General features: G+C 55.0%; 21 protein-coding genes and 1 pseudogene. 20 read left to right on the forward strand and 2 right to left on the reverse strand.

The annotated features are described in order from the left end of the window. The first annotated feature begins 168 nt into the window (after positions 1–168). On the forward strand, positions 169–2,070 hold the full coding sequence (locus NM10_RS05975) for a glutamine synthetase (protein WP_020310698.1): 1,902 nt from the start codon (positions 169–171) through the stop codon (positions 2,068–2,070). A 377-nt stretch (positions 2,071–2,447) separates the two neighbouring features. On the opposite strand, the gene NM10_RS05980 is transcribed toward NM10_RS05975, so the two are convergent. Continuing rightward, positions 2,448–2,951, reverse strand: coding sequence for a hypothetical protein (locus tag NM10_RS05980; RefSeq protein WP_020310699.1), 504 nt, complete (start codon positions 2,949–2,951; stop codon positions 2,448–2,450). 24 nt (positions 2,952–2,975) lie between these two features. Further along, positions 2,976–3,731 carry an exodeoxyribonuclease III gene (locus NM10_RS05985; RefSeq protein WP_020310700.1) on the reverse strand — a complete coding sequence of 252 codons (756 nt, stop codon included), beginning with the start codon at positions 3,729–3,731 and terminating at the stop codon, positions 2,976–2,978. A gap of 177 nt (positions 3,732–3,908) precedes the next feature. Between NM10_RS05985 and NM10_RS05990 the strand changes: the two genes are divergently transcribed. The 19 genes and pseudogenes from NM10_RS05990 to rplS all read left to right on the forward strand — a co-directional run bounded on the left by NM10_RS05990 (position 3,909) and on the right by rplS (position 21,975). Beyond that, positions 3,909–5,546, forward strand: coding sequence for a phosphoglucomutase (locus NM10_RS05990; protein ID WP_020310701.1), 1,638 nt, complete (start codon positions 3,909–3,911; stop codon positions 5,544–5,546). Positions 5,547–5,666: 120 nt separating this feature from the next. Further along, positions 5,667–5,939 carry an ACT domain-containing protein gene (locus tag NM10_RS05995; protein ID WP_014016854.1) on the forward strand — a complete coding sequence of 91 codons (273 nt, stop codon included), beginning with the start codon at positions 5,667–5,669 and terminating at the stop codon, positions 5,937–5,939. A gap of 11 nt (positions 5,940–5,950) precedes the next feature. Continuing rightward, positions 5,951–7,309, forward strand: coding sequence for a PFL family protein (locus NM10_RS06000; protein ID WP_020310702.1), 1,359 nt, complete (start codon positions 5,951–5,953; stop codon positions 7,307–7,309). A gap of 27 nt (positions 7,310–7,336) precedes the next feature. After that, the gene (locus NM10_RS06005) at positions 7,337–8,374 is read left to right on the forward strand and encodes a glycosyltransferase family 4 protein (RefSeq protein ID WP_020310703.1); all 1,038 of its coding nucleotides are present in this window, start codon (positions 7,337–7,339) and stop codon (positions 8,372–8,374) included. Positions 8,375–8,413: 39 nt separating this feature from the next. Further along, the gene (wecB, locus tag NM10_RS06010) at positions 8,414–9,559 is read left to right on the forward strand and encodes a non-hydrolyzing UDP-N-acetylglucosamine 2-epimerase (protein WP_020310704.1); all 1,146 of its coding nucleotides are present in this window, start codon (positions 8,414–8,416) and stop codon (positions 9,557–9,559) included. Between the two features lie 181 nt (positions 9,560–9,740). Next, positions 9,741–10,016, forward strand: a complete 276-nt coding sequence (locus NM10_RS06015) for an AtpZ/AtpI family protein (RefSeq protein WP_020310705.1) — start codon at positions 9,741–9,743, stop codon at positions 10,014–10,016. Between the two features lie 20 nt (positions 10,017–10,036). Further along, a complete protein-coding gene (locus tag NM10_RS06020; RefSeq protein WP_020310706.1) occupies positions 10,037–10,405 on the forward strand; it encodes an ATP synthase subunit I in 369 nt (122 codons plus the stop codon). A 19-nt stretch (positions 10,406–10,424) separates the two neighbouring features. Then, positions 10,425–11,095: pseudogene (gene atpB, locus NM10_RS06025) on the forward strand (F0F1 ATP synthase subunit A). Between the two features lie 41 nt (positions 11,096–11,136). Continuing rightward, positions 11,137–11,394, forward strand: a complete 258-nt coding sequence (gene atpE, locus NM10_RS06030) for a F0F1 ATP synthase subunit C (RefSeq protein WP_014016847.1) — start codon at positions 11,137–11,139, stop codon at positions 11,392–11,394. Positions 11,395–11,432: 38 nt separating this feature from the next. Next, complete coding sequence (gene atpF, locus NM10_RS06035; RefSeq protein WP_014016846.1) at positions 11,433–11,930, forward strand: F0F1 ATP synthase subunit B; 498 nt, start codon at positions 11,433–11,435, stop codon at positions 11,928–11,930. 4 nt (positions 11,931–11,934) lie between these two features. Next, the gene (gene atpH, locus NM10_RS06040) at positions 11,935–12,501 is read left to right on the forward strand and encodes an ATP synthase F1 subunit delta (RefSeq protein ID WP_014016845.1); all 567 of its coding nucleotides are present in this window, start codon (positions 11,935–11,937) and stop codon (positions 12,499–12,501) included. Further along, positions 12,501–14,036, forward strand: coding sequence for a F0F1 ATP synthase subunit alpha (gene atpA / locus NM10_RS06045; protein ID WP_020310707.1), 1,536 nt, complete (start codon positions 12,501–12,503; stop codon positions 14,034–14,036). Before atpH ends, atpA begins: the two co-directional genes overlap by 1 nt. A gap of 3 nt (positions 14,037–14,039) precedes the next feature. After that, positions 14,040–14,903: an ATP synthase F1 subunit gamma gene (gene atpG, locus NM10_RS06050; RefSeq protein ID WP_020310708.1), complete on the forward strand. Its 864-nt coding sequence runs from the start codon at positions 14,040–14,042 to the stop codon at positions 14,901–14,903. Between the two features lie 40 nt (positions 14,904–14,943). Next, positions 14,944–16,362 carry a F0F1 ATP synthase subunit beta gene (gene atpD, locus NM10_RS06055; RefSeq protein ID WP_020310709.1) on the forward strand — a complete coding sequence of 473 codons (1,419 nt, stop codon included), beginning with the start codon at positions 14,944–14,946 and terminating at the stop codon, positions 16,360–16,362. A gap of 3 nt (positions 16,363–16,365) precedes the next feature. Beyond that, on the forward strand, positions 16,366–16,788 hold the full coding sequence (locus NM10_RS06060; RefSeq protein WP_020310710.1) for a F0F1 ATP synthase subunit epsilon: 423 nt from the start codon (positions 16,366–16,368) through the stop codon (positions 16,786–16,788). A gap of 398 nt (positions 16,789–17,186) precedes the next feature. Next, positions 17,187–18,065, forward strand: coding sequence for a glycine--tRNA ligase subunit alpha (gene glyQ / locus NM10_RS06065; RefSeq protein ID WP_014016840.1), 879 nt, complete (start codon positions 17,187–17,189; stop codon positions 18,063–18,065). A 1-nt stretch (position 18,066) separates the two neighbouring features. Beyond that, complete coding sequence (gene glyS, locus NM10_RS06070) at positions 18,067–20,115, forward strand: glycine--tRNA ligase subunit beta (RefSeq protein WP_020310711.1); 2,049 nt, start codon at positions 18,067–18,069, stop codon at positions 20,113–20,115. 474 nt (positions 20,116–20,589) lie between these two features. Then, a complete protein-coding gene (locus NM10_RS06075) occupies positions 20,590–21,150 on the forward strand; it encodes a hypothetical protein (protein ID WP_020310712.1) in 561 nt (186 codons plus the stop codon). A 483-nt stretch (positions 21,151–21,633) separates the two neighbouring features. Beyond that, positions 21,634–21,975: a 50S ribosomal protein L19 gene (gene rplS / locus NM10_RS13290; protein ID WP_020310713.1), complete on the forward strand. Its 342-nt coding sequence runs from the start codon at positions 21,634–21,636 to the stop codon at positions 21,973–21,975. Positions 21,976–22,326: the final 351 nt, after the last annotated feature.

The raw sequence follows: 22,326 nt of genomic DNA on the forward strand, positions 1-22,326 counted from the left end.
AGTTTTGTTAGATTTTTCTAAAAAATCAGTATTGACAAATAGACTGATTGATTGTATTATTTTAGCATGATTTGAAAATAAAATAGGTCATGAAACAAGAGTCAAAGAAGACTCCGAACCTTAACCACAGGGGCGGAGTCTTTTTTTTCACCCAAAGGAGGAGTCATGATGGCTAAAGATGATTTAGTATATGTAATCCCTGCAGGTCAATATGGTAAAGAAGGTGTGCTGGCTTTACTCGAACAGCACCCGGAAATTAAATTTGTATCTCTCGTAGGCATCGACCTCGCCGGTAACGATACGGACGAAAAGATTCCTATCAGTGTATTCTTCGATGAATACGATAAATTCTTCAATGCTACGGCTTTCCAGACAGACGGTTCTTCCGTTGTCCTGCCGGGCATCGCTACCTTGTCCAATGCTCGTGTCGACATCAAAGCCGACCCCGGCGTCGACTGGTTCGTCGATTACAATGACGGCAATATCGATTCGGAAACGGGCAAACCCGTCGGTACGCTCCGTATCCCGAGCTTCCTCCGCCATGCTACGGGCTTTATCGACTCCCGTTCCATCCTTCGCAACACCTGCGACTACGTAGGCGACCAGATTTTGGCTCTTGTCAAGAAATACGGCATCAAAGGCACGTCCATCAATCCTGATGACATCGAAAAGATCGTCTTCACGACGGCTACAGAATTGGAATTCTGGGTCAAGACCCCGAGCCAGGACGTAGCTACCCGACTCTTGTCGGCATCCCAGAAGATGCAGGAACAGTACTGGCAGCGTACACACGGCGTCGTCCGCACGGCGCTTGAACAGACCGTCGAACGCCTTGAAAAATACGGCCTCGAACCGGAAATGGGCCATAAAGAAGTCGGCGGCGTCAAAGCCCAGATCGACGATTCCGGTAAATTGACCTTCGTCCTCGAACAGCTCGAAGTCGACTGGAAATACGCCAGCGACCCTGTACAGACAGCCGATAACGAAATCGCTGCCCGTATCATCGTCCGCGAAGTCTTCCGCGAAAACGGCCTCGAAGTCACCTTCCAGGCAAAACCGATCCACGGTGTTGCCGGCTCCGGTGAACATACGCATCTCGGCATCGGCGCTATCATGAAGAATGGCAAATTCGTCAACCTCTTCAACCCGGATGACATGAAGAGCGAATTCCTCTCGGCCGTCGGCTATGGCGCTATCATGGGTATCCTCAAACACTACGAAGTCATAAACCCCTTCGTATCGTCGACGACGGACTCCCTCAACCGCTTGAAACCGGGCTTCGAAGCTCCTGTCTGCATCGTTACGGCTCTCGGCGGCGAAACACCGGACGTTCCGACTCGTAACCGTTCCGTCCTGGCCGGCCTCATCCGTGACATCACCAGCCCGGCAGCTACGCGTTTCGAACTCCGCGCTCCCAACCCGTTCACCAATACGTACATCGCCATCGCTATGTGCTACCTCGGCGCTCTGGACGGCATCAAATACGCTCTCTCCAGCGGCAAATCGACGGCTGAACTCCTGGCTGAACTCTCCAAGAAACCGGGCGAAGACGCAGATTACCTGGAAAAAGACCGGGCATACCGCTCCGAAGTCGACGTCTTCGAAAACTTCAGCGACGAAGAACGCAATGCCATGTTCGGCAAAGCTCCGCGTACGGTATGGGAAAACTTCAAAGCCCTTACGACGTATCCGGAAAAACTGGACGACCTCGCTTGCGACGCTTTCCAGAAACGCATCATGGAATCCTTCAAACTCGGCGCTCTCAGCCGCTGGGCACTGGAACTCCAGTACCGCATCATTCCGGAAAACCTCTCGAAAGTCATCGCTGCCGAACAGCTCCATGCTGATGGCGACAGCAATGCTCTCGAAGTCGAACGCTGGACCAAGATTAACGCTCTCCGCACGGAATTAGGCCGCGACACCGAAAAGAGCCTGTCCATCTTCTCCAAGATCAAACAGGCCCTGGCTGCTGACGACTACGATACCGCATCGGACCTCATGGTCGAAATGAGCGACAAAATGGATCAGCTCACCGACATGTACTACGAATATTCTCATAACGCTTTCTAATATATCGTTTGGATGTAAAAAGGAGCTGTCGCATTGCGACAGCTCCTTTTTGAGTTTTAAGTTTATAGTTTTTAGTTTGCAGCAAATGGTAAAAAATTTAAAATCAGCTTCTACAAACTACAAACTCCACATTACAAACTATAAAGAGAAAGGGATATCACATGATGGCAAAAGCCTTCGTGCGACAAGCCCTTTTTTTATAATGACAAGCAACCCCTCAGTCAGCTACGCTGCCAGCTCCCCTATAAAGGGAGCCTTAAGCCTCTCCTGATAGGAGAGGTGGCCCATAGGGCCGGAGAGGTTGCCTTTTGCCGCCCCTGGGACGGCACTTACGATGCGGCCTGCGAATGCGAACTGCGGCCTGCGAACTGCGTCCTTTAAAAATGGAAGGTCACGCCGGCGCCGACGCCGTGTTCGTTGTCGCCGTCTTCGGGCATGTAGTTATGGTAATTGACGTTCAGGCCCCAGCCGAAGGCGATGTTGTAATTGAGGCCGGCCTGGGCTTCGGCAAAGTGCGAGCCCTTGACGTAGGTCGCATAGGGCTGGAGGCCCAGGATGTGCGGCGCAGCGACGCCGATGCCGCCGTAGAAGGACGTCGAGCTCGACTGTTCGTCGATGTTGTTGCGCCAGCCGCCGAGGAGCTGGACTTTCGAGCCGATGACATTGTATTTGGCATAGATGTCGTTCTGGTTGCCGTACTGGTCGCGGTCGGCCCGTTTATAGCCGATGGTCGTCCGCGGCAGGACTTTGGCTTCGGCGTACTGTTCTTTCGTGCCGACGCCGAGGCTGACACCGGCTTCGGGCAGGACGGACAAGGCGAAGGCCTGGGGCAGGGCAAAAGCCGTGCAGGCCAGTAAGGCTGTGGTCAATTTCTTTAACATACGTATCGCTCCTTTGCGAAAAAATCATTTCAATTCCAGACCGACCGGGCAGTGGTCGCTGCCGGTGATGTCGGTGTATATGGCGGCTTTTTCCAGCCGGTCGTCGAGGTCCTTCGTAGTCAGGAAGTAGTCGATGCGCCATCCGGCATTGTTCTGACGGGCTTTGAAACGGTAGCTCCACCACGAATACACACCGGTCACGTCGGGGTAGAAGTGGCGCCACGTATCGGTGAAGCCCGCTGCCAGGAGGTCCGTCATCTTCTGCCGTTCTTCATCGGAGAAGCCGGCGTTCTTATGGTTCGTCTTGGGGTTCTTGAGGTCGATTTCTTCGTGGGCCACGTTGAGGTCGCCGCAGACGATGACCGGCTTGTCCCGGTGCAGTTCCAGCAGGTACTGGCGGAAGTCGTCTTCCCATTTCATGCGGTACGGCAGGCGGGCCAGTTCGCTCTGGGAATTGGGCGTATAGCAGGTCACGAAGTAGTATTCCGGGAATTCCAGGGTGATCAGGCGTCCTTCGTGGTCGTGCTCGTCGATGCCCATGCCGTAGCGGACGGACAGGGAAGACAGGCGGGTGAAGATGGCCGTGCCGCTGTAGCCTTTGCGGTCGGCATAGTTCCAGTATTGTTCATAGCCCGGCAGGTCCAGGTCGATCTGGCCGGCCTGGAGCTTTGTTTCCTGCAGGCAGAAGACGTCGGCGTCGAGGGCTTGGAACGTATCCATGAAGCCTTTCTTCATGACAGCCCGCAGGCCGTTGACGTTCCAGGAAATAAATTTTGTCATGCAAATCACCTTTCTTCCTTATATATCTAGGATATTGATACATTTTTTGTTATAATGAATGTAAACTATAACAATGATGACGTACAGCCATGGGGAGTGGGGGATGGAACCCCGCATACTCGTCCTTATTGTATAAAATCGCTGTGCGATTGTCAAAATAATGAAGCAGGTGATAGTATGGCAGTACATGAATTGGCAGGTACCAAAGTAAGAAAAGAAGACTACATTGATTTGAAAGCCATCGCTGCGGCATATCATACGACGCATCCCGATGTGGCGGATCCTCATCAGCAGGTCCGTTTCGGCACATCAGGCCATCGCGGCCAGGCCGGCAACGGCAGCTTTACCCAGGACCACGTGGCGGCTATTACCCAGGCTGTCTGCAACTTCCGCAAGCAGTTCGGCGCCGAAGGGCCGCTGTTCGTCGGCGAAGATACCCATTATCTGTCGAAACTGGCTTATGAAACGGTCTTGTCCGTCCTGGCAGCCAACGGCGTCACGGCTTACGTCGATAGTGTTGGCGATTTCGTACCGACACCGTCTGTATCGCGGGCCATCCTGCGCTACAACAGCCATCGTGGTGAACGCCTGGCCGACGGTTTGATCATTACGCCGTCCCACAATCCTCCGGAACATGGCGGCATCAAGTATAACCCCATTACCGGCGGGCCGGCCGGTTCGGATATCACCAAGGCTATCGAAAGGGAAGCCAACCGTCTCCTGGCCGGCCACAACGAAGGCGTCCAGATGATGGCCCATGACCAGGCCAAGGACAGCGCATTTGTCGTCCCTTATGATTACAAGGGCCTCTACGTGGCCGAACTGGACTCCATCATCGACATGGACGCCATCCGCGACGCTAAATTGCGCATCCTGGTCAACGCCCTGGGCGGGTCGGGCATGAACTACTGGCACCAGATTTCCGACACGTACCACCTGGACCTGGATTTCGTCAACGATACGTATGACCCGCAGTTCACCTTCATGAATTACGACCACGACGGCAAGGTCCGCATGGACTGCTCGTCGGCCTATGTCATGTCGGCCGTCACCGGCCAGGCCGCAGACTATAACCTCGTCCTGGCCAATGACCCGGACTACGACCGCTTCGGCATCGTCTCCGGCGCGGAAGGCATGATTTCGGCCAACGCCTTTTTGACCGTCGCGGCCCATTATCTCATGACGCACCGCAATTTCGAAGGCCTGGGCATCGCCAAGACCGTCGTCACGACGGATATGCTCGCCCGGGAAGCCAAGCTCCTGGACATCCCGCTCTATGAAGTCCCGGTCGGCTTCAAATATTTCGGCCCCCTCTATACAGATGGCAAGATCGCCTTTTCCGGCGAAGAAAGTGCCGGCGGCTCGTTCATCGCCAAGGACCGCAGCGTCTGGACGACCGACAAGGACGGCATGATCATGTGCCTCCTGGCCGCTGAAATCCGCGCCGTCACGGGCAAATCGCCCATCGAATATTACAACGACCTCTGTGAAAAACTGGGCCGGCCGTACACCATGCGCAGCGATGCACCGGCGACGCTGGAAGAAAAAGACAAGATCAGCGCCCTCACCGAAGCCGACGTCACGGAAAAGACCTTGTGCGGCAGCCCCATTACGGCCGTCCTCTCCAAGTCCCCGTATGGTGATTTCGCCATCGGCGGCGTCAAGATCACGACCGACGACGGCTGGGTCGCCGCCCGCCCGTCCGGCACCGAAGACCTGTACAAATTATACGCTGAAAGCTTCGTTTCGCCCGACCAGGCCGGCAAGCTCCTGGAAGAAGGCAAGGCCCTCATCAGCAAGGCATTGAATAAATAGCTCAGAGTTGCAAGTTTGTCGTCAATTCTATCATTTCGTATGCAGACAGTGGAATTCAGTACGCTACCTGTGCTATAATAGGGAAGCATGGAATTTAATAACGAAAAGGAGTGGACAGCTGTGAAAGTTGTAATCACCGTAGTTGGCGTGGACCGCACTGGTATCATCGCCGCCGTCAGCCAGATCATGGCAGAAAATAAAGTCAATATCTTGACGATCAACCAGGTCATCTTAGATGGCATTTTCAACATGGCCATGATCGTGGACATGGATAATTCCGATATTACCTTAGATACCTTACAGGATTTGCTCAAACAGAAGGGCGATGCCCTCGGCGTTGAAATCCGGGCGCAGAACCAGGCTATTTTTGACGCAATGCATCGTGTAGGCTAAGGAGAAATGATATGCTGACAATCCAAGACGTACTTGAAACGAATCAGATGATTCAAAAGAACAACCTTGACGTCCGCACCATTACCATGGGCATCAGCCTCCTCGACTGCTGCGCCAGCGACGGCAAGACCTTGTGCAACAATATTTACGATAAAATCACGAAATACGGTGAACACTTAGTCGAAACGGGAGAAGCCATCTCCCGCGAATACGGCGTGCCCATCATCAATAAGCGCGTCTCCGTGACGCCCATCAGCCTCGTCGCCGGGGCCAGCGACCTGACGAGTTACGTCGACATCGCCCGGACCCTCGACAAGGCAGCTAAAGAAATCGGCATCAACTTCATCGGCGGCTTCTCGGCCCTGGTCGAACGGGGCATGAGCAAAGGCGACCGCATCCTCATCGACTCCATCGCCGAAAGCCTGGCTGTGACCGACCTCGTCTGCAGTTCCGTCGCCGTCGGCTCGACGAAGGCCGGCATCAACATGGATGCCGTCGCCGAAATGGGCCGCGTCTTCAAGGACCTGGCCGAACGGACGAAGGACCAGGATGCCTTAGGCTGCGCCAAACTCGTCGTCTTCTCCAATGCCGTCGAAGACAACCCCTTCATGGCCGGCGCCTTCCACGGCGTCACCAATGGGGATTCGTGCATCAGCGTCGGTGTCAGCGGCCCGGGCGTCGTCAAAGTCGCCCTGGAACAGGTCAAAGGCCAGCCCTTTGACGTCGTCGCCGAAACCATCAAGAAGACGGCCTTCAAGATTACCCGCGTCGGCCAGCTCGTCGCCATGGAAGCGTCGAAGCGCCTCAACATGCCCTTTGGCATCATCGACCTGTCCTTGGCTCCGACACCGGCAGTCGGCGACAGCGTCGCATCGATTTTGGAAGAAATGGGCCTGGAAAGCTGTGGTGCCTGCGGCACGACGGCAGCCCTGGCGCTCCTCAACGACGCCGTCAAGAAGGGCGGCCTCATGGCTTCGTCCCGCGTCGGCGGCCTGTCTGGCGCCTTTATCCCTGTCAGTGAAGACAAGGGCATGCTCGAAGCCGTCGGCCGCGGCAGCCTGAGCCTGGAAAAACTGGAAGCCATGACCTGTGTCTGCTCGGTCGGCCTCGACATGATCGCCATCCCCGGCAATACGCCGGCCTCGACCATTTCGGCCATCATCGCCGACGAAGCGGCTATCGGCATGATCAACAACAAGACGACGGCCGTCCGCGTCATCCCCGTACCGGGCAAGGACGTCGGCGACAATGTTGAATTCGGCGGCCTCCTCGGCCATTGCCCGATCATCAATGTCAATAAATACAAGTCAGATGAATTCATTGCCCGCGGCGGCCGCATCCCGGCGCCCATGCGCAGTCTGACGAACTGATAGATTAATGGAAAGTAGGCGTGTGTTGTGCTCCAATATGTTGTACCCTTTGTAATTGCATTAGTCGTTTCTTATCTCCTGACGCCGAGCGTCAAGAAACTCGCTATCAAGATCGGCGCCGTGGACCGGCCCAATGCAAGAAAGGTACATACTCATGTCATCCCGCGGCTCGGCGGGCTGGCAATCTATATCGGCTTCATGGCAGCCGTCTTGTTCTGCGTGCCTTTGCAGCATGAACTGGTCGGGATGCTCCTGGGCTGCACGGCTATCGTCGCCGTCGGCATCTGGGACGACATCTGCAACATTCCGGCCAAGGTCAAGCTCGTCGGCCAGATCCTGGCCGCCTGCATCCCCATCGCCTTTGGCATCCAGATCGAATGGCTGACCAATCCTTTTGGTGATATCATCGTCCTGCCAGAAATCATTGCCATTCCCGTGACGATTTTCTGGATCATCGGCTTTACCAATACGGTGAACCTCATCGATGGTCTTGACGGCCTGGCAGCCGGCGTCGCCTTCATCGCATCGATTTCGATGTTCCTCCTGGCTTATAACCTGAACCAGTTCCTGCCGGCTCTGGTCATCGTGTCCATGGCCGGGGCGGCTTTGGGCTTCTTGCAGTACAATTTCAACCCGGCCAAGATTTTCATGGGTGATACGGGCAGTATGCTCCTGGGCTATACCCTGTCCGTCGCCGCCGTCTTAGGCCTGGTCAAGACGGCAGCCACCGTGGCTCTCGTCGTACCCATCATCGCCCTGGGTCTGCCGATCCTCGATACGACGTTTGCTATCATCCGCCGCAAGATGAGCGGCGTTCCGATTTTCCAGCCTGATAAGGGCCACCTGCATCATCGCCTGCTGGCTCTGGGCATGACACAGAAGCAAGCCGTATTAATAATGTATTTTGTCAGCATGATTCTCGGCATCGTAGCCCTCTTTGTAGCCAACGTGAGCTATAAGACGGGTATCGTGACTGTCCTGGTCGTTCTTGCCGTCATCATTTATTCGGCAAAACGCATTGGCATATTGCGCAAATCAACGACCGATTCTACCCACAAACAGTAGTGGGTGGAATCGGTTGTCTTATAAGGAGGTTTTTTTATTATGATCAAGGTAATGACTGTATTCGGTACGCGGCCGGAAGCCATCAAGATGGCCCCTGTCGTACTGGAATTGCAGAAACATGCCGACCGGATCCAGACCATCGTCGCCGTTACGGCCCAGCACCGTCAGATGCTCGACCAGGTACTGGATCTCTTCCAGATTACACCGGACTATGACCTGGATATCATGTCCCAGGGGCAGACGCTGTACGACATTACGACCAAGTCCCTCATGGGCCTGAAAGATGTCCTGGCCAAGGAAAAGCCCGACCTGGTCCTGGTCCATGGCGACACGACGACGACCTTTGCCGGCGCCCTGGCCTCGTACTACCAGCAGGTCCCGGTAGGCCACGTCGAAGCCGGTCTGCGGACAGGGGACATCTATTCGCCCTTCCCGGAAGAAATGAACCGCAAGCTGACCGGTGCCATCGCAGCCATCCACTTCGCACCGACGGCGACGGCCAAGGCCAATCTGCTCAAGGAAAATGTAAATCCTTCTCATATTTATGTGACGGGGAATACGGTCATCGACGCCTTGATGATGACCGTTGCCGGCGACTATGACTTCGGCGACGACCTGAAGGACGTCGATTTCCATAACCACCGGGTCATCCTCCTGACGACGCACCGCCGGGAAAACCTGGGTGAACCGATGCGCCATATCTATAAGGCCCTGCGCCGCATTATCGAAGAGATTCCCGATACGGAAATCGTCTTTCCTGTCCACCGTAATCCGCTGGTGCGCAAAGTCGTCGAAGAGGAACTGGCCGGTGTCGACCGCATCCACCTCATCGACCCCATGGAATATGAACCCTTTGCCAATCTCATGAGCCTGAGCAGCCTGGTCCTCACCGACTCTGGCGGCATCCAGGAAGAAGCGCCGTCTCTCGGCAAGCCTGTCCTGGTCCTGCGCAATACGACCGAACGGCCTGAAGCCGTCGAAGCCGGCACGGTACGCCTCATCGGCACGGACAAGGATGTCGTCTATGCCGAAACGAAGCGGCTCCTGACCGACCAGGCCGCTTACGATGCCATGAGCAACGCTGTCAATCCCTATGGCGACGGCAAGGCTTCGCAGCGCATCGTCCAGGCTATTCTCCACGTTTTTTCCGGGGAAGAAGCCGTTCCGGATGATTTTAGCCGCTAAGTATTGTCTTAGGCTATACTGAGAATCGTTTTTAGCTATAACGTTTAAATTTCTTTCATTTTGTATTGATTTTCCAGATTTTCCGTGCTAAAATAAGCCAATAATCGTTGCTGGCAGTATATAACTGCTATACCAAACGATTATGGAAAACTGCCATCGCCCGAGCAGGAGTGTATGTAGTATGAGACATCATGATGATCCTCACGATGACAAATTAAATCACATGAGGCTTTGGGATATTGTTGTCATTGCCGGTTCCTTAGGTTTGTCTCTCTTCGTCTGCATCTGTGTCGGCGTCGCCATAGGGCACTTCATCGATGTCCATGCCGGGACGTCGCCGTGGGGATTGATTCTTTTTTCCTTCATCGGTGCCATCTCCGGATTCTGGACCTTATATAAAAAAGCCTTGTCCTATCAGCAGGACGAGGCGCGCCATGGCCGGCATCTGCGCAAGTGAAATGTCACGGAGGATAGCCTATGGAAGCGTTTTATGCTTATGTAAAGGCAACAATATACAAGCTCGTTGGTTTTACGTGTATCGTCACGGCCGTCCTTTTTCTAGGAGGCTGGTGGCAGTACATAAGTGGCTGGTGTATCGGCAGCGGCTTGAACATCGTTTATTTCTTCATGCTCAGCAGCCGTTCGGTACGGGCCTTAAAATTGCCGCCTGGGCAGGCGGCGTCATTCATCCGCGGCGGTGCCGTGTTCCGGCTGGTCTTCATCTGCCTGGCCGTCATCGTCATCCTGCAGTTCCCGTCCATTTCCCTGGGGGCTGCCGTGGCCGGTATCTTTTCGTACCGCGTCCTCGTCTTCGCAGATGTACTGACTGCGCGTCTCAGACGGTAAAGGAAAGGAGGTATTGCGTATGGAATTACATGCAGGGCATCATATGGTCGTCCAGCTCCTGGGTCTGAATGTCAACTTGGATACGCTCATGATGACCTGGCTGGTTGCGGCTTTGGTCATTATCGTCACTGTCGCTGCGACAAGGGGCCGGTCCCTCGTCCCGTCAGGACTTCAGAACGCCATGGAAATCGTCATCGAAGCATTGCTCGATCAGTTCAAGGAAACGTTGGGGCCGAAATACGGCCAGGTCGTTTCGGTCTTGCTGACGATGTTCCTGTTCATCCTCTTCGCCAACGAATTGGGCATGCTGCCGAATCCGCATGTCCTGCTTCGCCGACGAATGATTTGAATACGACTGTCGCCCTGGCACTGGTTTCTTCCTTTATGGTCCACTTCATGGCCTTGAAGAACCAGGGGTTCAAAAAGCATTTCAAGCATTTCTTCGAACCCTTTGCGCCGTTTGTCGTCATCAATCTGATGGAAGAAATCACCAAACCGTTGACACTGGCCTTCCGTCTCTTTGGCAACATCCTGGCCGGTGAAATCCTGTTGGAAGTCCTGTACTTCCTCGTGCCTGTCGCCATCCCGATGATTTGGATCCTCTTTAGCTTCGTCATCGGCCTCATCCAGGCATTCATCTTCACCATTCTGACTACATCGTATCTGGCACCGTCCTTTACGGAAGACTAAGAAAAGCTCAGATACCGTTACAACTTAGGAGGTTATTTATTATGGAAAAAGCTCTCGTATTGGCATTATCTGCATTTGGTGCATGCTTAGGTATTGGTTTGGCAGCTCTCGGCGCTGCTATCGGTGACGGCCATGCCGCATCGAAGATGCTTGAAGGTACGGCCCGCCAGCCGGAAATGGGCGGCAAACTCCTGGTCAACATGCTTATCTCCATCGGCCTGATCGAATCCATGCCGATTATCGCAGCTGTCATCGCTATCGTATTGGTCTTCGCCAATCCGTTCGTCAGCCTGCTCTAATCCGAAGATTCTAATATACAGCCGGGGAGGGAAGTACATTGGTTAGTATTAATGGTACCTTGCTGTTCCAGTTCATCAACTTCTTCGTGTTAGTTGCCATTCTGGCAAAGTTCGCTTATAAACCGCTGCTCAAAGTCCTGGAAGACCGCCGCAACAAGATTGCGTCGGACCTCGACAACGCAGCCAAAGCCCGGGAAACGGCTGAAAAGATGAAAGCCGACTATGAAGCCCAGATCCGCGATGCCCGTGCTGAAGCCCAGGCCATTGTCGACAAAGCTGTCAAGCAGGCCGACAAAGAAGCCCAGGCCCAGCTGGAAGCCATCCGCGCCCAGATCGCCCGGGAAAAACAGATCGCCCAGACGGAAATCGCCAACGAACGGGAAGCGGCTATCCGGGAAATGCGTAATGAAGTAGTCACACTGTCCATGGCTGTGGCAGAAAAACTGCTCCAGAAAAACATGGATCCTGACATGAACGCCAAACTGGTAGCCGATTGCATCGACCAGCTCCAGACGCACCGCGTAAAGGGGAACTGATCTTATGATACCCGAAACGATCTATAGCAAATACAGCCAGGCGATGTTCGACATCGCCAGCGAACAGAAGAAGCTTACCGAGTTCGGAACAGAACTGAAAGGCGTACGGGACACGTTCCAGGAAAATCCCGATTTGTGGAAATTCCTGAATCATCCCCTCGTACCGCCGCAGTCTAAAAAAGACACACTTGCAAAGATTTTCAAGGACAGCCTATCGCCGATCGTCCTGCAGTTCATGTACGTCATGATCGACCGGCGCCGGGAAGCGGCCCTCTTGCTTGCCATTGACGGGTTCATCGATTTGGCCCGCAAGGCCCAGCACATCGAAGTGGCCAAGATCCGCGTCGTCAAACCACTGTCCAAGAAAGAAGAAACGAAACTGGTTGCCAGCCTGGAAGCCATGACGGGTCAGCACATCGAACCGCTGTACTACGTCGACCCGTCGCTCATCGGCGGCATGGTCATCCAGATCGGCGACAAACTAATAGACGGCAGCCTCCGGCGGCAGCTGCGCGATATGCAGCATAAACTGCTCCAGGCTGACGTGACGAATGGGGTGACGGACGAATAATGAAAATGAAGCCAGAAGAAATAACGGCTATAATCAAGAAACAAATCGAAGATTATAATGTGGAAATGAATGTCGACGACGTCGGCACCGTTCTGGAAGTCGGGGACGGCATTGCACACATTTACGGTTTGGACAAAGCCATGTCCGGGGAATTGCTGGAACTGCCTCACGGCGTTTACGGCATGGCCCTGAACCTGGAAGAAGACAACGTCGGCGCCGTACTGCTCGGCGATGACGCCCTCATCAAGGAAGGCGACACCGTCCGCCGTACAGGCCGCGTCATGCGTGTCCCTGTAGGCGAAGCCATGGTCGGCCGCGTTGTCAACCCCTTGGGGATACCTATTGATGGCAAAGGGGAAATCAAGACCAAAGATTCACGCCTCATCGAAGTCAAGGCTTTCGGCATCGCCGACCGCCAGCCGGTCAAGGTACCGCTCCAGACAGGCCTCAAGGCTATCGACTCCATGGTTCCTATCGGCCGTGGCCAGCGTGAACTCATCATCGGTGACCGTGGCACCGGCAAGACGGCCATCGCCATCGATACCATCCTGAATCAGAAGGACACAGGCGTCATCTGCGTCTACGTCGCTATCGGCCAGAAGGCATCGACCGTTGCCCGCGTTGTCCGGACCCTGGAAGAACACGGCGCTATGGCCTATACCATCGTCGTCGCCGCTACGGCTTCCGACGGCGCACCGCTCCAGTACCTGGCCCCGTATTCCGGCGTTTCCATGGCCGAATACTTCATGCTCCAGGGCAAGGACTGCCTCTGCGTCTACGATGACTTGTCCAAACACGCTCAGGCTTACCGCGCCATGAGTCTGCTCCTCCGTCGTCCGCCAGGACGTGAAGCATACCCGGGCGACGTATTCTACTTACATTCCCGTCTCCTCGAACGCGCTGCCAAGCTGTCCGATGAACTCGGCGGCGGCTCGATTACGGCCCTGCCGATCATCGAAACCCTGGCCGGTGACTTGTCGGCCTATATCCCGACTAACGTCATTTCCATCACAGACGGCCAGATCTTCCTGGAAACAGAAGCCTTCAACTCCGGGATCCGCCCGGCTATCAACGTCGGCCTCTCCGTTTCCCGTGTCGGCGGCTCCGCCCAGATCAAGGCCATGAAGAAAATCGCCGGTACCCTCCGCCTGAGCCTGGCCCAGTACCGCGAATTGGCCGCTTTCGCCCAGTTCGGCTCCGACCTCGATAAGAGCACGAAAGCCCAGATCGACGCCGGCGAACGGACGATGCAGCTCCTCATCCAGCCGCAGTATCAGCCGATGCCCGTCGAAGACCAGGTCATGCAGATTTACCTGGCCGTCAAGAACTACCTCATGCCTGTACAGGTTGAAGAAGTTTCTCAGTTTGCTGACGGCTTCATCAAGTTCATGCACAGTAACTATCCGGAAGTCGGCGAAAGCATCAAATCGACGAAGGAACTCGGCAAAGACGCAGAAGCTACGCTGCAGAAGGCTATCGCTGAATACACCAAGCAGTACGGCGCTTCTCACGAACTGATCAAAGAGGAGGAATAAGCTATGCCGAGTGCACGCGAAATAAACAGACGTATTAAATCCGTCACCAATACCCAGCAGATCACTAAGGCCATGAAGATGGTTTCCTCCGTACGACTGCGCCGTGCACAGGATCGGGCCGTGGCTACCGCCCCGTATACCGAAAAGATGGAAGGCATGCTGCAGCGTCTGTCTGCGGCTTCGCCCGATGCGGGCAACGCCTTGTTCACGCCTCATGATACGGTCAAGAAGACGTGCTACATCATCATCGGTTCGGACAAAGGGCTGGCCGGTGCTTTCAATTCCAATGTCAACAAGGCCATCGTGTCGGTCCTCAAGGACAAGCCCCGCGATGCATCGATGCTCCTGGTCGCAGGCCGCAAGCCCATGGAGTACCTCAAGCACCTCCACCTGGTACCGGAAAAGAAGTGGTCCGGTTTTTCCGACAAGCCCCAGTTCAGCCACGCCCAGCAGATAGCCCACTTGGCGACGCAGAAGTTCCTCGATGGCGAAGTCGACGAAGTCTATGTCATTTACACGCACTTCAAGTCGGCCCTGTCCCAGGATACGCGCATCGTCAAGATGCTGCCCATTACCCAGAAGGAAGGCCAGCAGGAAGGGGGGCCGCGGGAAGAATACCTCTTCGCGCCGGATCCGAAGCTCGTCCTCGACGCCTTGCTGCCGCAGTATCTGGATCTGTTCATTTACAACAGCCTCCTTCAGTCCGCTGCCAGCGAACTCGGTGCCCGTATGACGGCCATGACGTCGGCTACGGACAACGCAGGCGAACTGATCGACAAATTGACTGTTACCTACAATAAAGTCCGTCAGGCTGGTATCACCAACGAATTGACGGAAATTGTCAGCGGCGCCAACGCTTTGCAGTAAGCCGCCTGGCGATCATTCTGAAAGAGAGGAGTACCTCTTCATGAGTAATAATATTGGGAAAGTAGTCCAGGTCATCGGCCCGGTCGTCGACGTGCGGTTTGCCTCGGAAGCAGATTTGCCCGCCATTTACAACGCCATCCATATCACCGGTGGCGAAGGCGACCAGAAGATCGACCTGGTTGTAGAAGTCATGCAGCACTTGGGCGACGACGTCGTCCGCTGCGTTGCCATGGACTCGACGGACGGCCTCGTCCGCGGCATGGCAGCTGAAAATACGGGCGGTCCCATCAAGGTCCCCGTCGGCAAAGGTGTCCTGGGCCGTATCTTCAACGTCCTCGGCCAGACTGTCGATAAAGTCGACGCTAAAGTCGAAGCCGATGATTACTGGCCTATCCATCGTCCGGTCCCGAAATTCCAGGACCAGGCGACGGAAACGGAAATCTTTGAAACGGGGATCAAAGTCGTCGACCTCATCTGCCCTTATGCCAAAGGCGGCAAGATCGGCCTCTTCGGCGGCGCTGGTGTCGGCAAGACCGTCCTCATCATGGAACTCATCCACAACGTCGCTACCGGCCACGGCGGCTATTCCGTCTTCACCGGCGTCGGCGAACGTACGCGTGAAGGCAATGACCTTTGGAACGAAATGAAGGAATCCGGCGTCATCGACAAGACGGCCCTCGTCTACGGCCAGATGAACGAACCGCCTGGAGCCCGTATGCGCGTCGGCCTGACCGGTCTGACCATGGCAGAATACTTCCGCGATAAAGAACACAAAGACGTATTGCTGTTCATCGACAACATCTTCCGTTTCATCCAGGCCGGCTCCGAAGTTTCGGCTCTGCTCGGCCGTATCCCGTCGGCCGTTGGCTACCAGCCGACACTGGGTACCGACGTCGGCGCCCTGCAGGAACGCATTACGTCGACTAAAGACGGGTCCATCACGTCGGTCCAGGCTGTCTATGTCCCGGCCGATGACTTGACTGACCCGGCTCCGGCAGCTACCTTCGCCCACTTGGATGCGACGACCGTCCTGGCCCGTGAAATCGCCGAACTGGGCATTTACCCGGCCGTCGATCCCCTCGATTCGACGTCGCGTATCCTCGATCCCCACGTCATCGGCGATGACCATTACAACATGGCCCGTGCCGTCCAGGAAATTCTCCAGAAGTACAAAGACCTGCAGGATATCATCGCCATCCTGGGCATCGACGAACTGTCCGAAGAAGATAAGCTGACCGTTGCCCGTGCCCGTAAGGTACAGCGTTTCCTCAGCCAGCCTTTCGCCGTCGCTGAACAGTTCACCGGTCAGAAGGGCCGCTATGTGCCGTTGAAAGAAACCATCGAAGGCTTCAAGGAAATCTTGTCCGGTAAATGCGACGACATGCCGGAACAGGCCTTCTACATGGTAGGCAATATCGAAGAAGCATACGAAAAGGCTAAGACACTGAAAGGGGAATAGTCTATGGCAGAAGCAGGAAAGACCCTCCATCTGGAAGTCATTACACCCGATGCTGCCGTACTCCATGAAGATGTGGATTTCGTCCTCGTCCGCGCATTGGACGGCGACTTGGGCATCATGCCCAATCATGCGCCGCTCATCGCGTCCCTGTCGATTTGGCCCCTGTGCTATGATAAAGGCGGAAAGCGCCAGTGCGTCACCGTAGCGTCGGGCTTCCTGGAAGTCCATGACAATACGGTCACAGTCATCACGCCAGCTTCAGAAAAACCGGAAGACATCGACGTAGCCCGCGCCCAATCGGCGGAAAAACGTGCCGAAGACCGCTTGGTTGCACACGCTGCCGACCTCGACGTGACCCGCGCCGAAGCGGCCCTGCAACGAGCCCTGCGCCGCCTGGACGTCGCCGAAAAATACGGCAAGCAATGATAGTGAGTTTAAAGTTTTTAGTATAGAGTTTGTAGTGAATCCATTCAAAGTATTGATTACTGCAAACTACAAACTGCAAACTCAAAAGGAGCTGTCTCTACGAGACGGCTCCTTTTTATTGACTTTTCCCCCCATCTCTGCTATGATAAGGTTTGTACAAATCAATAGGCGATGCAGGAGAGTAAGTACGTATCATCCTCAGCGAAGCAGGGACAGTGTGAGCCTGCTGCCGATGCGGAAGGCGCTCTGAAGGCCGCGGCCGGAAGTCTTTTCGATGTGTATGGCCGATGAATCAAGCGGGTCTTTGGACCAATCAGGGTGGAACCGCGGGTACGTATACTCGTCCCTGTAACATGTCATGTGTTACAGGGACTTTTTTGTATTTAGGAGGGAATACGATGAATTTTCAAGACATGATATTTGCATTGAAGAGCTTTTGGTCTTCTCAGGGCTGTATCATCTACGAACCGTATGATGTAGAAAAAGGGGCAGGGACCATGAACCCGGCTACCTTCCTGCGCACGCTCGGGCCGGAACCGTGGCACGTTGCCTATGTCGAACCGTCTCGCCGCCCGGCTGACGGCCGCTATGGCGACAACCCGAACCGCCTGTACCAGCATCATCAGTTCCAGGTCATTTGCAAACCGTCGCCGGACAACATCCAGGAACTCTATCTGAAGAGTCTGGAAACGTTGGGCATCAACCCGGCAGAACACGATATCCGTTTCGTCGAAGACAACTGGGAATCGCCGACCCTCGGCGCCTGGGGCCTGGGCTGGGAAGTCTGGCTCGACGGCATGGAAGTCACGCAGTTCACCTACTTCCAGCAGGTCGGCGGCATCGACGTCGCTCCTGTTTCGTCGGAAATCACATACGGTATGGAACGCCTGGCCATGTATATCCAGGGCGTCGAAAACGTCTATGACCTCAAATGGAATGAAGACGTCACTTATGGCGACATCTTCCATCAGAACGAAGTCGAACAGTCGACGTATGCCTTTGAATTGAGCAACGCCGACCTCTTGTTCCACCTCTTCGATGAATACGAAAAAGAAGCCATGCGGGTCATCAAAGCCGGCTTCGTCCTTCCGGCCTATGACTACGTATTGAAATGCTCGCACACGTTCAACCTCCTCGACGCCCGCGGCGCCATCAGCGTCAGCGAACGGGCTGCCTTCATCGGCCGCGTCCGCAACATGGCACGGGCCTGCGCCAAAGCGTACTTGGAACAGCGTGAAAAATTAGGTTTCCCGATGCTGAATAAGGAGGAAAAATAAGATGAGCAAAGATTTGTTACTTGAAATCGGTACTGAAGAAATCCCGGCTCATTATATGCCGAGTATCCTTTCCCAGGTCCGGGACCTGGCCGGGAAATCCTTTGGCGAATCCCATATCGCCTATGAATCGATCCGCACCCTCGGTACGCCGCGCCGCATCGCCCTCATCATGAAGGGCGTCGCTGAAAAACAGGCCGACGTATCGGCCAAACATAAAGGCCCGTCGGTCAAGATCGCTTACGATGCCGACGGTAACCCGACGAAAGCTGCCATGGGCTTTGCCCGGGGTCAGAAAATCGACGTCAAGGACCTCGTCGTTGAAGACGGCTACGTCTATGCCAACGTCACCAGCGTCGGCGCTGACACAGCCGGCCTCTTGCCGGACCTCATGAAGGGCATCGTCACGGGTCTTAATTTCCCCAAGAGCATGCACTGGGGCAGCCTGGACTTCCACTTCGTCCGTCCTATCCGCTGGTTCGTCGCCCTCTTCGATAAAGATGTCATCCCCTTTGAACTGGCTAACGTCAAATCGGGCAACGTCAGCCGCGGCCACCGCTTCCTGGGTACCGGCGATTTCACCATCGAAAGCCCGGCAGCCTATGAAGAAACGTGCAAGGAACATTTCCTCATCGTTGACCCGGAAGTCCGCAAGCAGATGATCCTCGAAGGTCTGCAGAAACTGGCTGACGAAAAGGGCGGCACCATCATCATGGACGACGACCTCCTGGAAGAAGTCGTCTACCTCGTCGAATACCCGACGGCCCTTTGCGGCGAATTCGATGAAGACTACCTGAAACTGCCGGAAGCGGCCATCATCACGCCGATGAAGGACCACCAGCGCTATTTCCCTATGCGCGATAAAGACGGCAAGCTCATGAACCTCTTCCTGACTGTCCGCAACGGCAACGACTACCATCTGGAAACGGTCCAGCACGGCAACGAACGCGTCCTCCGCGCCCGCCTGGACGATGCCAAGTTCTTCTTTGAAGAAGACAAGAAACATAAGCTCGCCGATTACACGGAAAAATTGAAGAAAATCGTCTTCCAGGACGGCTTGGGCACGCTCTATGACAAAGCCCAGCGCCTGGAAAAGATTACGGTCTTCCTCAATCATAAACTCGACCTCGGCCTGGATGACGCCAAGCTGCAGCGCGCATCGCTCCTGGCCAAAGCCGACCTGGCTACGCAGATGGTCATGGAATTCACGGAACTCCAGGGCGTCATGGGCAAGGAATATGCCCTCATCGACGGCGAAGATGCTGGCGTGGCCGAAGCCATCAACGAACAGTACCAGCCGCGCTTTGCCGGCGACGTCCTGCCGCAGACCGACATGGGTAAAGTCCTGGGCATTGCCGACAAGTTCGATACCATTACGGGCATGTTCAGCCGCGGCTTCATCCCGACGGGCTCGCAGGACCCCTTTGCCCTGCGCCGCCAGACCATCGGTACCCTCAACATCCTCATGGATGCCGGCTGGAACCTCAACTGCCATGAAGTCTTTGCCTTCGTCCTCAATCTCCTCGGCGTAGAAGGGGAAGACGCAGCCAAAGTCATGGGTCAGCTCGACGACTACTTCACGCTGCGCCTGAAGAACATCTTCCAGGATAAAGGCATGGATTACCACATCATCGACTGCGTCCTGGCTTCGGATACGCTCAACGCTTATGAAGAAGCCCGCCGTGCCCAGGCCCTCATCGATGCCGACATCATGGGCAAGACCGACCTCTTGCAGGCCTTCACCCGCGTCAGCAACATGATCAAAGGCGCCGACGATACCGACGTCAATCCGGACCTCTTTGAAACGGAAGAAGAAAAGGCCCTTTACAGCGCCTGCCAGGCCATGCAGGTCAACTTGCCGCAGAAATACGCCGTCTATGACTACGAAGGCGTAGCCGAAGTCCTCTCCGAAGGCATTGCCGCCATCAATGACTTCCTGGACAACGTCCTGGTCATGCACAAAGACGAAGCGGTCAAAGAAAACCGTCTCCACCTCTTGGCCCTGACCTACAGCCTCATCCAGCCCTTGGGCGACATCAAGAAATTGGCGTAGGGGCCGTCCCGACGGACGGTCCGCAGGCCGCTTTGGAATCAGATGCCGCTGCGCGGCGACAGACTCAGGTGGACAACGACGCTTCGGGACACCCTCGGCGCGTAAAAAGCCTCCCCTGAGAAGGGGAGGGGGACCGCTTGCGGTGGAGGGGTTCTTTACGACATACCCTTAGCGTATTGTAGAGAAAGAACCCCTCAGTCAGCAGAGCTGGCCCAACGGGCCGGAGAGGTTGATTGTACTTTCGCGGCTCGCCGCGAATCCCGTGGATAAAGCGGAAATTCAATGGCCAAAAATGAAAAATATGATATAATGAATAGTGTCCAAGTTTGTAGTGTAGAGTTTGTAGTTTGTAGATGACAGGATTGAATTTGAGTTATTTACTGTAAACTAAAAACTACAAACTTCAAACTCGAAAAGAGGCTGCCTTCGTGTGACAGCCTCTTTTCCGCATCTACCATAAAGGAGTGATCATTTATGAAATTGAAGAATCTCGTCATGTTGGCAGCAGCCCTTACCTGTATTGCCGGTTCGACCGTCATGGCTGAAGAAAAGGTGGGCCTCAAGAGCGCCAGTGCCGACAGCTATGAAGTCGTCCAGGTCATGACGACTAAAGACAAGAATTACTATCAGTACTATAACAGCGCCTATCAGTATGCCGTCGATATCCCCCGGGCTGCGACGACAGCCGACATGAATGCCGACGGCGATGGCTGCTATTTCCAGGATCCCAAAGACGATGCCGTCTACATGACCTATGCCGCCAAGAACACCATGGGCTTCACTATCGACGAACTCTACAACATGGCTTTGGGCATGAACGGATCGCCGACACTGACGACCAACATCAAGACCAAGAACAGCTATGCCATCGGCTGGACGGACGGCAAGAAGTCTTACTACCACGAACTCTACATCAACGACAAGAACAAGACCTACACGGCCTTCACCGTCACCTATCCGACCAGCAAAAAAGATAAGTACCAGGCCATCATCGCCCACATGTCCCGCAGCTTCATGCCCAACGTACAAATGTAATGATAGGGGATGCCCAATGGGCATCCCGCCGGTCGCAGTTCGCAGGCCGCAGGCCGCCTCGGAATCAGATGCGGCGTCCCGCCGCGACAGACTCAGGTGGACAACATCGCCTCGAGTAACCCTCGGCTCGTAAAAAATGCCCCGGCTGGGGCCTTCGTAGGGGCCGTCCTAAGCCTTTTTGGCCCGTCAGGTGCCGACCAACGAGAGGCGCAAGACGGTTGCCAAAACGGACAGCTGTGGCTAGGCGGCCCGCCGTGAATCCTGTGAATGCAGGGGAGGTGGCCCGAAAGGCCGGAGAGGTTGCTGCGCTTTCAAGCAGCCCTTTACGGAAGATGCCTATAAAATGGAAAAATCCCCCTTTACAGGACCGCGGCTTTATGGTATAATTCCCTTGTTAATTTAGGCAGTCCTCTGCTCGATACACGATTGTCGTGAAAGGTGGCGGCAACGGGGGCACGAATGTCTTATAGGAGGAAAAAAGAAATGAACATTATCAGCGTACTTGAACAGGAACAGCTTCGTGACGATATCCCGGCATTCCGCCCTGGTGATACAGTCAAAGTTCACGTAAAGGTTGTCGAAGGCAATCGCGAACGTGTACAGATTTTTGAAGGTGTCGTTATTGGCCGTCAGAACGGCGGTGTCCGCGAAACTTTCACTGTCCGCCGCGTTTCCTACGGTATTGGTGTTGAACGTACTTTCTTGGTACATTCCCCGCGTCTCGCTAAAATCGAAGTCGTTCGCCACGGTGTCGTCCGTCGTGCAAAACTGCACTACCTCCGTGGTCTTACAGGCAAAGCTGCCCGTATCCGCGAACGTCGGTAATTCATTGGCAAGAACACTTGAAAAAGAGGTTGTCCCACGAAGCATGGCTTCGCGGGCAGCCTCTTTTTTCATGACTCCATCGTAGGGGTCGTCCCCAAGGGTGGCCAAAGGCAACCTCTCAGTCAGCTGCGCTGACAGCTCCCCTATAAAGGGAGCCAAAGCCTCTCCTCATAGGCCCTTTTTGGCCCGTCAGGTGCTGACCGCAGGGAAGTGCAAGACGGTTGCCAAAACGGAGAGCCGAGCTGGAGGTGGCACGAAGCACAAATTCCCGTAAAGTCGGCGGTTGTCACTGCGCCAAAGCCTCTCCTCATAGGCCCTTTTTGGCCCGTCAGGTGCTGACCGCAGGGAAGT

It is taken from the genome of Megasphaera sp. NM10, assembly GCF_000417505.1.
Taxonomy (GTDB): Bacteria; Bacillota; Negativicutes; order Veillonellales; family Megasphaeraceae; genus Megasphaera; species Megasphaera intestinihominis.

What these genes read in the sequence shown, in the direction of transcription:
- NM10_RS05975 (WP_020310698.1), top strand. Translation starts at nt 169, where the DNA reads ATGGCTAAAGATGATTTAGTATATGTAATCCCTGCAGGTCAATATGGT.
- NM10_RS05980 (WP_020310699.1), bottom strand. Translation starts at nt 2,951, where the DNA reads ATGTTAAAGAAATTGACCACAGCCTTACTGGCCTGCACGGCTTTTGCC.
- NM10_RS05985 (WP_020310700.1), bottom strand. Translation starts at nt 3,731, where the DNA reads ATGACAAAATTTATTTCCTGGAACGTCAACGGCCTGCGGGCTGTCATG.
- NM10_RS05990 (WP_020310701.1), top strand. Translation starts at nt 3,909, where the DNA reads ATGGCAGTACATGAATTGGCAGGTACCAAAGTAAGAAAAGAAGACTAC.
- NM10_RS06000 (WP_020310702.1), top strand. Translation starts at nt 5,951, where the DNA reads ATGCTGACAATCCAAGACGTACTTGAAACGAATCAGATGATTCAAAAG.
- wecB (WP_020310704.1), top strand. Translation starts at nt 8,414, where the DNA reads ATGATCAAGGTAATGACTGTATTCGGTACGCGGCCGGAAGCCATCAAG.
- NM10_RS06015 (WP_020310705.1), top strand. Translation starts at nt 9,741, where the DNA reads ATGAGACATCATGATGATCCTCACGATGACAAATTAAATCACATGAGG.
- NM10_RS06020 (WP_020310706.1), top strand. Translation starts at nt 10,037, where the DNA reads ATGGAAGCGTTTTATGCTTATGTAAAGGCAACAATATACAAGCTCGTT.
- atpE (WP_014016847.1), top strand. Translation starts at nt 11,137, where the DNA reads ATGGAAAAAGCTCTCGTATTGGCATTATCTGCATTTGGTGCATGCTTA.
- atpH (WP_014016845.1), top strand. Translation starts at nt 11,935, where the DNA reads ATGATACCCGAAACGATCTATAGCAAATACAGCCAGGCGATGTTCGAC.
- atpA (WP_020310707.1), top strand. Translation starts at nt 12,501, where the DNA reads ATGAAAATGAAGCCAGAAGAAATAACGGCTATAATCAAGAAACAAATC.
- atpG (WP_020310708.1), top strand. Translation starts at nt 14,040, where the DNA reads ATGCCGAGTGCACGCGAAATAAACAGACGTATTAAATCCGTCACCAAT.
- atpD (WP_020310709.1), top strand. Translation starts at nt 14,944, where the DNA reads ATGAGTAATAATATTGGGAAAGTAGTCCAGGTCATCGGCCCGGTCGTC.
- NM10_RS06060 (WP_020310710.1), top strand. Translation starts at nt 16,366, where the DNA reads ATGGCAGAAGCAGGAAAGACCCTCCATCTGGAAGTCATTACACCCGAT.
- glyQ (WP_014016840.1), top strand. Translation starts at nt 17,187, where the DNA reads ATGAATTTTCAAGACATGATATTTGCATTGAAGAGCTTTTGGTCTTCT.
- glyS (WP_020310711.1), top strand. Translation starts at nt 18,067, where the DNA reads ATGAGCAAAGATTTGTTACTTGAAATCGGTACTGAAGAAATCCCGGCT.
- NM10_RS06075 (WP_020310712.1), top strand. Translation starts at nt 20,590, where the DNA reads ATGAAATTGAAGAATCTCGTCATGTTGGCAGCAGCCCTTACCTGTATT.
- rplS (WP_020310713.1), top strand. Translation starts at nt 21,634, where the DNA reads ATGAACATTATCAGCGTACTTGAACAGGAACAGCTTCGTGACGATATC.